Annotated in this window: 5 protein-coding genes; all 5 read left to right on the top strand. The window is 74.3% G+C overall.

The genetic code is table 11. The annotated features are described in order from the left end of the window. On the top strand, nt 1–1326 hold a 1326-nt coding region (locus tag BZL64_RS21000), incomplete at its 5' end, for a serine/threonine-protein kinase (protein WP_086770746.1). Between the two features lie 90 nt (nt 1327–1416). Next, nucleotides 1417–3054, top strand: a complete 1638-nt coding sequence (locus BZL64_RS20995) for a serine/threonine-protein kinase (protein WP_086770745.1) — start codon at nt 1417–1419, stop codon at nt 3052–3054. A 284-nt stretch (nt 3055–3338) separates the two neighbouring features. Beyond that, complete coding sequence (locus BZL64_RS20990; protein WP_086770744.1) at nt 3339–5471, top strand: serine/threonine-protein kinase; 2133 nt, start codon at nt 3339–3341, stop codon at nt 5469–5471. A gap of 245 nt (nt 5472–5716) precedes the next feature. Further along, the gene (locus BZL64_RS20985; RefSeq protein ID WP_086770747.1) at nt 5717–8230 is read left to right on the top strand and encodes a protein kinase; all 2514 of its coding nucleotides are present in this window, start codon (nt 5717–5719) and stop codon (nt 8228–8230) included. A 171-nt stretch (nt 8231–8401) separates the two neighbouring features. Beyond that, a partial coding sequence (locus BZL64_RS20980; RefSeq protein WP_167396177.1) for a serine/threonine-protein kinase occupies nt 8402–8877 on the top strand: 476 nt, incomplete at its 3' end.

Here is an 8877-nt window from a genome sequence, read left to right as displayed (position 1 = left end):
ACCGACTTCGGCATCGCCCAGATCGACGGCGACACCACCATCACCCGCACCGGAGAGGTCGTCGGTTCCGTCGACTTCCTCGCCCCCGAGCGGATCCGCGGCCAGGACCCGGGCCAGTCCTCCGACCTGTGGGCGCTCGGCGCCACGCTGTACACGGCGGTGGAGGGACTCTCCCCGTTCCGCCGCACCTCGCCGCTGTCCACGATGCAGGCGGTCGTCGAGGAGGAGCCCGCCGTCCCGCGGTACGCCGGCCCGCTCGCGCCCGTCATCGCCGCGCTGCTGCGCAAGGAACCGGCCGCCCGGCCCGACACGGACGGTACGGAACGCCTGCTCGCGGAGGCGGCGGAGGGCCGTCGGCCCGACGAGGCGCAGGCGTACATACCCACGCAGTACACGGGACCGGCGGGGCACGGCACGCAGGGTGGCGAGGCCACCGGTGGCCACACCGGCGGGGCGACCGGCCCGACGACCGGCGGGGCTGCCCACACGAGCGGCGGCGGTACGCCGTACCCGCCCTCCGGTCCGTACGCCGGGGCGGCTTCCGGAGCGCACGCAGGCGCGCCGTCCGTCGTTCCCGCCGCCTCCGGCACGCACGCCCAGGCCGTCGCCGACGGCCCGACCGCCATCGGCCCGACGGGGCTGGGACCCGGCGGGCCCGCGCCGTCCCAGAGACCGCCCAGGCGCCGCCGGCTGCGTGTCCTCGCTCTCGTGGTCGTCGTCGCCGCGCTGGTCGGAGGCGGTACGGCCATGGCCCTGCGGACCTGGGGCGGTGACGCCACGGCGCAGGGCTCCGGCTCGCGGAGCCCCAGCCCGACCCCCACGGGCAAGGGGTCCGGGCAGAGCACCGGCCCCGACTCCTGGAAGGACATCCACGACCCCCTCGGCTTCGGGCTCTCGCTGCCTCCGGGCTGGGAGCGGTCGGTGTTCCAGGACGACGGCGACCTCAAGCAGATCGACTACTCGCCCGACGGCGGCAAGCACTTCGTGCGCATCGCCATCGACGCCTCCCCGGACTTCGACGACCCCTACGCCCACCAGCTCGACCTCCACCAGCAGCTCAAGCGGCTGGTCGACTACGAGAAGGTCACCCTCGAGCGGAACACCTACCGCGACCGCGAGGGCGCCCGGTGGGAGTACACCTGGACCGCGCTCGCCAAGGACACGGACTTCCCCGGTCCGCGGCACGCGATCGAGGAGACGTACATCTCGCGGGACGGCACCGAGTACGTCATCTACATGTCCTCGCCCGCGAAGGACTGGGCGCGCACCGCCCGGCAGTTCACCTCGGTCCTCCAGAGCTGGCGGGAGCCTCCGAGCACTTCCTGAACCCGCCCCCGCCGGAGTGGGGGCGCCACGTCCGGGAGTTGGCCGGTCGGCGCCCCGGAGGCGCGGCGTCCGGTGGGGCATGATGGGCGCATGGGGACCGAGGGGGACGACGTCCGGGTCATCGCGGGTCGCTACCGGCTGGAGGCGCGGCTCGGGCGCGGCGGCATGGGGATCGTGTGGCGGGCGACGGACCGCCTGCTGGGACGGCGTGTCGCCGTGAAGGAGCTGGTCCAGGACGACGCCCTGTCCGCCGAGCAGGCCCGCGCCCGCCGCGACCGGACCCTGCGCGAGGCCCGCGCGGTCGCCCAGCTCAGCCACCCGCACATCATCGTGGTCCACGATGTCGTCGAGGAGGACGAACGGCCGTACATCGTCATGGAGTTGATCGAGGGCGGCTCGCTCGCCGACCGGATCGCGCAGCGCGGCCCGATCGACCCGCGTGAGGCCGCCCGGATCGGCGCCGACCTGCTCGGCGCCCTGCGCGCCGCGCACGCGGCCGGGGTGCTGCACCGGGACATCAAGCCCGCGAACGTCCTGGTCGACTCCGCCACCGGCCGCGCCGTCCTCACCGACTTCGGCATCGCGCAGGTCGCGGGTGCCACCACCCTCACCGAGACGGGTTCCTTCGTCGGCTCGCCCGAGTACACCGCTCCGGAACGCATGTCGGGGGAGCGGACGGGTCCCGCTTCCGACCTGTGGTCGCTGGGCGCGCTGCTGTGCACGGCGTTGAGCGGCGAGTCGCCGTTCCGCCGCGACTCGCTCGGCGGCATCCTGCACGCCGTCGTCTTCGCCGACATCCGTACGCCGCCGCAGGCCGAGCCGCTCCTGCCGGTCGTACGAGGCCTGTTGGAGCGGGATCCGGACCGGCGGCTGGCCGCGGAGGAGGCGGAGCGGATGCTGCGCGCCTTCCTGGACACCGGGCGTACGCCGTCGGGCCGGACCGGGTACACGCCCACGCAGGCCGACCTCCCTCACCAGCGGCCCGACCGCCCGGCCTCGGACCCGCCGCGGCGCGAACGGTCCACGAGGGGCGTGCTGGTGGCCGCGCTGCTGGTCGCCGCGATGGCGGGCGCGGGCGTGTCCGCGGCGGCCCTGCTGCTCGACCGCGGGGGCGACGGGCGCGACACGCCGTCGACTTCGGCACCGGGAGTACCGGGGGCGCCGAGCGGGACGCCGGGTACACCGGGAGCGCCGGGCGTGACGGGTACGACGTCCAGCGGCACTCCCAGTGGCACCCACAGTGACACGCCCAGCGGTACGCCGACGCCCTCCCACGGGCGTCCCACCGCCCCCTCCGGCTATCGGGTCGTCGACGACCCGGCCGGGTTCGCGCTCGCCGTGCCGGAGGGGTTCACCCGTGATCCACAGGGCGAGCGGGTCTTCTACCTGTCGCCGGGGCAGGTCTTCCGGCTCGGTATCAAGATCACCGTGCCGCAGCGGGGAGGCCCCCTGGGCGTGATGGAGCGGGCCGCGGCCAAGGGCCCGGACACCAACCCCGGTTACCGTGACGGCCGCGTCACCGAGACCACCCGCGCCGGCCGGCCGGCCGCTCTCTGGCAGTTCACCTGGAACGGCTTCGACGCCGCCGAGGGCGCCCGGCACACGTACGACCTGTGCTGGGAGGACGGCGGACGGCTGTACGACGTGTGGGTGTCGGCGCCGGTCGGGAAGGCGCGTGAGGCACGGGAGTACTTCGACGTGGCCGTCGACACGCTCGTACCGGAATAAAGGGAAGATAAAGGACGGTCCGCGTCACGGGTCTGTGACCGGTGAGCGCCGCCGGTGGATATCGGCCCGCCTGGCGCGATATGGATGGACGCATGAGCCACAACGGGGGACCGGGCCACGGGGCCGACGACACGACGAGTTTTGTTCTGCAACCGCCTGTCCTGCAGCCGTCTGTTCCGCAACCGCCCGTTCCGCAGCCGTCTGTTCCGCAGACGCCTCAGCCGGCGGATGTGCAGCAGCCTGCGCGAGCACCTCAGGCCCCGCACCCCGACAACCCCTACGCGATGCCCGCCCAGGTCGCCTCCGCACCGCAGGAACCCGGCGTCGGGCGGCTCATCGCGGGCCGCTACCGGCTCCTCGCCAAGCTCGGGCACGGCGGCATGGGCACCGTATGGCGGGCCAAGGACGAGACGGTGGACCGGGAGGTCGCCGTCAAGGAGCCGCGCGTACCGGACCATCTTCCCGAACGTGAACGGGCCAACGCATTCGAACGCATGCGGCGTGAGGCGCGGGCCGCGGCCCGGCTCGACCATCCGTCCGTCGTGAACGTCCATGACGTCGCGGTCGTCGACGGGCAGCCGTGGATCGTGATGGAGCTGATCCACGGGCGGTCGCTGGGCGGGGCCCTGGAGGAGGGCACCCTCGGCGTGCGCGAGGCCGCCCGGATCGGCCTGGAAGTGCTCGGCGCGCTGGAGGCCGCTCACGCGGCGGGCATCCTGCACCGGGACGTGAAGCCCGACAACGTGCTGCTCGGCCGGCACGACCGGGTCGTGCTCACCGACTTCGGCATCGCCCAGGTCGAGGGCGACCCGTCCATCACCTCGACGGGCATGCTGGTCGGCGCGCCCTCCTACATCTCCCCGGAGCGCGCCCGCGGTCACAAGCCCGGACCGGCGGCCGACCTGTGGTCGCTCGGCGGCCTGCTGTACGCGGCGGTCGAGGGGACACCTCCGTACGACAAGGGCTCCGCCATCGCGACGCTGACCGCGGTGATGACCGAGCCGCTGGACGAGCCGAAGAACGCGGGTCCGCTGCGGGACGTCATCTACGGCCTGCTCACCAAGGACCCTGTGCGGCGGCTCGACGACGCCGGGGCACGGGCGAAGCTGAACGCGGTGCTTCACGCGCCGGACCGCCGGGAGACCGAGGCGGCGGACGCGACGAAGGTCGTGCCCTTGCCGATGCAGCCGGATGGACCGGGAAGCAGGGCGGGTTCGTCGGCGAGTTCGTCCGGCGGCTCGTCCGGTGGAGAGGCGGCCGAGAAGCTGCGCGGGGCCCTGCGGTCCGTGCGGAAGGCCGCTGTCGCGGCCGGGGCGGCCACCTCGGCCGCCGCCGGTCGGGCCAAGTCGTCGAACGCGCCCGGCGTGTCAGGCGGTTCCGGTGCTTCGGGGGCATCGAGGTCCCTGGGCACGCAGGAGGAGACGCGGGGCGGTGCCGCCACCGGGGCCGTCACCTCGGCGGCTGCCGTGGCGGCCACCAAGGCCGAAGGGACCGCCGCCGCGAAGGCGACGACCACCGCGGCCTCCGCCTCCGTGCCGGTCTCCCGTAGCGCGACCGGAGCGGCTCCCGGCCAGGGCGGGGCGAACGGCGGGCCCGCGCCACGCAGTTCGGGATGGCCCGTCATGACACCGCCGGATCTGCCGCCGCGGCCGGTGCCCAGGGCGCCGCTGACCGACGTGGTGCCGAAGCGGACGCTGGTGATCATCGCCGTGGTCGTGGCCCTCGCCGTGCTCGGCACCGTGCTTGCCCTCACCCTCGGTGGTGGCGAGGACGATCCGGACGGGGCGAAGAGCGGGGGCGGTTCCCAGGCCGTCGCCAGCGACAGTGCCGCCGCCGACACCAAGGACGACGAGGACAGCGGGGCGCGGGCGGACGGCTCGGCGCCGGAGTCCGCGGCGTCCGGATCGGCCTCCGGCAGCAGCTCGCCCAGCAGCACCGCCGCGGCCGGTGGAGCCGGTTCGGGCACCTCCGGCAGCGGAGCCGGTGCGGCCGTGACGACACACACGAGCAAGCAGGGCTACAAAATCGGGCTGCCGGCCGGGTGGAAGTACCAGTCCACCAGCGCCGCGGGGGATCGTTTCACCGGGCCCGACGGGCAGAAGCTGCTCATCGGGTGGACGACCACGCCCAAGGACGACCCGGTCGCGGACTGGGAGAACCAGGAGCGCTCCATGAAGCGCTCCCAGTACAAGAGGGTCCGCATAGAGAAGGTGGACTACCGCGGCTGGAACACGGCCGACTGGGAGTTCACCTACTCGGAGAGCGGGACCGCGTACCGCACGATCGACCGCGGATTCGTGGTGAACGGCCACCTCGGTCATGCCCTGATGCATACGGCGAAGTCCGCCGCGTGGGACGGCGATCTGCGGGTGAGCACCTGGGAGACGTTCACGAAGACGTTCACGCCGAAGGCGTAGCGCGGGGCGGCAAGCCGCGCCGGGCGCGCCTGCGGCAGGCGCTCGGCGCGGACGCCGGCGGGTGTGCGTAAGGCGCGCGGCGCGGGTTCGGTGTGTCCAGATCTCGCATCCCCTCTTTGCGGGTTGCCTCCGGCACGTATCGTGAGTGGCTGCGGACCGTACGCATCCAGCTGTCCGGCTGGAGCCGGCGGAAACGGTCCGTGTGGCGAACGGATCTGACCGACCGGGTGGCCGGGGGAGGCATCGTGGACGAATATGCGGGACGGGTACTCGCCGACCGCTACCGCCTGCCGCTGCCGCCGTCCGACGAGTACGAACTCACCGAGACCCGGGCCTTCGACACCTACAGCGGGCAGGAAGTCCTGGTGCGGCAGGTGCCGTTGCCGGAGGTCGTCGAGGCCGAGGTGCTCGACGCGGAGGGGTTGCCCCAGGGGTTCACGGCACGGGAGCGCGGCGCGCGCAGGCCCGTGCGGGGCACCGGTGCGGAGGCGAGTACACGCCGCCCCGCCGATCCCGTCGTACGACGGGCCGTCGAGGCCGCGCAGGCCGCCGCGAGCATCCCCGACCATCCGCGGCTCGACCAGGTCTTCGACGTGTTCGCCGAGGGCGGTTCCCTGTGGGTCGTCAGCGAACTGGTCTCCGCCCGGCCGCTGGCGGCGCTGCTCGCGGAGAAGCCCCTGACCCCGTACCGGGCGGCGGAGGTCGCCTCCGACGTGCTCATGGCGCTGCGGGTGCTGCACGCGCACGGCTGGGTGCACCGGAACATCACCGCGCGCACCGTCCTCGTCTGTGACGACGGCCGGGTGATGCTGACCGGGCTGGCGGTCGGAGCGGCGGAAGAGGCGCTGTGCGGGTACGACCCGGTGCCAATGGACGAGGAACAGGCGCAGGCGCAGGCACAGGGCCGGGCGCAGGCGCAGATACAGGCGCCGGAGCGGGAGGTGCAGCAGCCGCACCTCGGTGCTGTGGATCCCGAGGCCGCTCGGCGGGCCGCGATCGAGGCGCGGGCGGCCGGTGGGCTGCCCGCCGCGGCACCCGAGCCGTCGGGCGGGGCCTCCGGTGCGGTGGCCCGCAGACCCGTGGAGACGGGCGGGGACATCCGTGCGGCGCGGGCGGGGGCGATCGCCGCGTACCGCGCGGGCGCGCGGGCCGCGGCGCGGGTGCACGAGGCGCAGCAGGACGGCCGGACGGCGCTGCCGGGTGCCCGCACCTCCGTCGACGGCGACACCGGTAGCGGTAGCGGTAGCGGTAGCGGTACCGGTATCCCGGGCGCGGCGCCTTCGCCGTATGTCCTCGGCAGTGGTCGGGCGCAGGGGCCGGGTGGCGTGGGAGGTACGCCGTCCGGGCAGATCGCCGATCCCTACGGCGTGGCCGGCGCACCGGCTCCGGCGGCGCTCGGGACCGGCGCGGTGCCCGTGCCGGCGCAAACCGGCGGGGGACCTGCCGGGACGCGGTGGGACGAGCCGTCCGCCGGGGCCGCGGTGCGGCGCGGGCCGGCCACGGCCCTGGCGGCCGAGCGGGCGCGGCAGGCGCGGATGGCGGTCGTCGGGCCCGTCACGGAGCGGTGGGCGCCCGAGCAGGCCGGGCCCGTGCACGAGAACTGGCAACTGGCCGCGCCCATCGGGCCCGCGACCGATCTGTGGGGGCTCGGCGCGCTGCTGTTCCGCGCCGTGCAGGGGCACGCCCCCTATCCGGAGGAGTCGACGGCCGAGCTGGTGCAGTTGGTCTGCGCCGAGCCGCCCGCCTTCGCCGAGGAGTGCGGCCCGCTCCGGCCGGTCGTGGAGTCGCTGCTGCGTCAGGACCCCACCGAGCGGCTGGACTTCGAGGAACTGAGCGGTTGGCTGCGTTCGCTGGTGCGCTCGGCGCCCGAACCCGAGGCGGGCACCTACGTCGTCGCCGCACCGCCCACCGACCCGCGCCGCCTGCCGATCGTGCGCCGCAGGGGCGAGCTGGTGCGCAGACGGCGCGCTGGGCTGCCCGCGACGCACGGGCGGCACAAGCGGGGCCCGGCGGAGACGGGACGGTCGCCCCGCAGTCTGGGCCGCACCCTGGTCGTGGTGGTGCTGCTCCTGCTGGCGGCGGCGGTCGCGTACGCCGTGATGTTCATGCCCAAGGCCGGCGAGGAGGGCACCGGCAGCGCGGGCGGCGCGGAGCGGACCGGATCCGCGGGCCAGGCGAACCCGGCGCCCGACGCGAGCAGCGAGCCCCGGCCCGACGACGGAAGCCCCGACGGAAGCCCTTCCACCTCGGGCAACAGCCCCTCCGCGTCCGCCTCCGGGGCCGCCGAGACGCAGTCCGGCGCCCTGCCCGGCGGCTTCACCCTGCGCAAGGACGCCGAGGGCTTCCAGCTCGCCGTCGCCGACGGCTGGGACCGCGCCCCGAAGAACGGGCGCGGTCAAGTCGTCTACACGCACGCCGGTTTCGAGCTGATCGTGGTGCCGGGGCGGGACTCCGCGGCGCAGTACGGCAGCGACCCGATGGTGTACCAGCGGGAGAAGGAGAGCGAGTTGCAGCCGTACCGCGACTCCAGCTGGGCCACCGCCTCCGGGCTGCGCACCATCCGGGTGGGCGGACGGACCTCCGCCGAGGGGCAGTTCACCTGGACCGGCGGCGACGGGCGTGAGCTGTTCGTACGCAATGTGGCGCTGCTGCTCGACGGGCGGTACCACGTCGTGCAGCTGCGCGGCCCGGAGGCCGAGCGGGACGAGGTGACGCGGCTGTTCGAGCAGGCGTCGGCCAGCTACCGCTACACGGGCTGAGCGACCGCTCGGTAACCCCGTCGGTCGGCCGGTCGGTGTGAATGGTTCCGTCGCGGAGGCAGAAGCGACAACCGTCACAGTGCGGTGTCCTTGGCCCCCCGCTGGTTCCCCGGACGCGGGCCGGTCTTTACGCTGACCCTGTCAAGAGCATTGCGGGGCAACGTGAATCAGATGCAGGGCCTGCTGGTTGCGGGCCGTTACCGGCTCGTCGACGCCATCGGCAGCGGAGGCATGGGCCGCGTATGGCGCGCGCACGACGAGCTGCTGCACCGGGCTGTCGCCCTCAAGGAGCTGACCGCCGCGCTCTACGTCTCCGAGAGCGACCGTACGGTCCTGCTGGCGCGGACCAGGGCCGAGGCCCGCGCGGCCGCGCGGATCAACCACTCCGCCGTCGTCACCGTGCATGACGTCCTCGAACACGACGGCCGTCCCTGGATCGTGATGGAGCTGGTCGAGGGCCGTTCGCTGGCCGACGCCGTCAAACAGGACGGGCGCGTCGAGCCGACCGAGGCCGCCCGGATCGGCCTGTGGGTGCTGCGGGCCCTGCGCGCCGCGCACTCCGCGGGCGTCCTGCACCGTGACGTCAAGCCCGGCAATGTGCTCCTCGCCGACGACGGCCGGGTCCTGCTCACCGACTTCGGCATCGC

Source organism: Streptomyces bobili (assembly GCF_002154575.1).
GTDB lineage: Bacteria > Actinomycetota > Actinomycetes > Streptomycetales > Streptomycetaceae > Streptomyces > Streptomyces bobili.
This window is presented reverse-complemented; position numbering and strand designations above follow the sequence as displayed.